Annotated in this window: 2 protein-coding genes; both read right to left on the bottom strand. The window is 79.3% G+C overall.

Annotation, left to right across the window (positions count from 1 at the left end):
- Positions 1 to 3: 3 nt before the first annotated feature.
- Positions 4 to 831 (bottom strand): methylated-DNA--[protein]-cysteine S-methyltransferase, encoded by an 828-nt coding sequence (locus E1287_RS43120; RefSeq protein ID WP_131971912.1) that lies wholly within the window; start codon positions 829 to 831, stop codon positions 4 to 6.
- Positions 828 to 1,588 (bottom strand): RNA polymerase sigma factor (locus E1287_RS43115; protein ID WP_347814014.1); only part of this gene is annotated, 761 nt, incomplete at its 5' end. The genes E1287_RS43115 and E1287_RS43120, both read right to left, overlap by 4 nt.

Genomic DNA, 1,588 nt, shown 5'->3' with positions numbered 1-1,588 from the left:
GGGTCAGGCCGGTTGGGGGTCGCCGGGGCGGCAGTGCCGGCACGGCCGGTACCCGGCGGCCCGCGCGGCGGCCAGGTCGGCGAACCCGCGCCGGTGCGCGGGCGTGATCCGCCGCGCGTCCCCGCAGGTGGGGTAGCACACGATCCCGGTGGTGTCGCTGCCGACCAGCCGCACTCCGCGCCGGGCCAGCTCCACGGCCTCCTCGACGTCGACGTCCTCGGCGCGCAGCAGCCGCTCCTTGGCGTCCGCGCCGAACACGTAGTCGCCGAGCGTCCCGTCCGAGCGGGTGACGCGGTGGCAGGGGATCAGCAGCGGGACGGGATTGCGGCCCAGCGCCGACCCCACGGCCCGGACCGCCTTGGGCCGCCCCGCCGCCCGCGCCACCCACGCGTACGGGCGGGTCTGCCCGCGCGGGATCTTCGCCGCGGCGCGCAGCACGTCCGCCTCGAACTCCGACAGGCCGCGCAGGTCCAGCCGCAGCCCGCCCAGCTTCCCGGTGCGCAGCGCGGGCACCAGCCCGGCGGGCGGACGGGCGGCGGGCAGCAGCGGCCGCGCGAACCGGGCGCGGAACGCGGCGGTGAACTCCTCGTCGTCCAGCCCGGCGCGCAGGTAGGCGACGCCGTGGTCGGTGAAGGCGACCTGCAGGCCCTCCAGCGGCCCGGGGACGTGGACGCGGCGCGCGGCGATGCGGTCCAGCAGGGACGGGGGAGCGTCGGCGGCCAGCCCGGCCAGCTCTCCGGCCAGGTGTGCGGTCAGGTCCTCGGCCGCCTCTCCGGCCGGGTCGCGGGCCGGGGGGCCGGGGGCTCCGTGGGCGGGATCGGTGCGGGTCATCGGGTACCCCCTCGCTGGTCAAGGTGCTGCGGATCATGATCGGCCCCGTCCGGCGCGGCCGGGCCGGGATGGTGTTCGGCGCGGAGCCTGCGCAGGCGCGCCAGGCCCCGGGAGATGTGCGACTTGACGGTGCCCTCCGGGACGCCCAGCACGGCCGCGATCTCCGCGACGGGCAGGTCGGTGACGTGGCGGAGCACGACCGCGGCGCGCTGGGCGTCGGGCAGTTCGGCGAGCAGCCCCGCCAGCTCCCGGCCGGTCTCGTGGCGGGCGGCCGCGTCCTCCACGCCCTCGCCCGGGTCGGGCGGGTCCGGGGCGTCCTCGATCGGCGGGCCGGGCTGCGGGCGCCTGGCCGCCGACCGCAGGCTGTTGCGCCACACGTTCGTCAGGATCGTCAGCAGCCACGCCCGCGGGCGCAGCCCCTCGATCCGGTCCGGGCCGTACCCGCACAGCGCCCGGTAGGCGCGCAGGAACGCCTCGGCGGCCAGGTCCTCGGCCTCGGCCCACCGCCCGCACAGCCGCAGCGCGGTGGAGAACACCGCGCCCCGGTAGGCCTCGTAGAGGGCCTCGAACCCGGTGTCCAGGTCCCGCGCCAGCGCCGCGACGACCCGCGCGGCCGCCGCGTCACCGCCGCCGTCACCGCCGCCGTCACCGCCGCCGTCACCGTCGCCGTCGCCGTCGCCGTCAGGGCCGTTCGGGCCGTCGGGGATCGCCTCGCCGTCCGGGCCGTCGGGGCCGGGGGCGGGCGGCGGGGCGTGGT

The organism is Actinomadura sp. KC06 (genome assembly GCF_004348735.1).
In the GTDB taxonomy this organism is placed as follows: Bacteria; Actinomycetota; Actinomycetes; order Streptosporangiales; family Streptosporangiaceae; genus Spirillospora.
Note: the sequence above shows the minus strand (reverse complement) of the source record. Positions and strands in the feature narration are given on the sequence as shown.

Bases quoted from the DNA above. Each gene is read 5' to 3' on its own strand.
- E1287_RS43120 (WP_131971912.1), bottom strand. From the start codon at position 831: ATGACCCGCACCGATCCCGCCCACGGAGCCCCCGGCCCCCCGGCCCGC.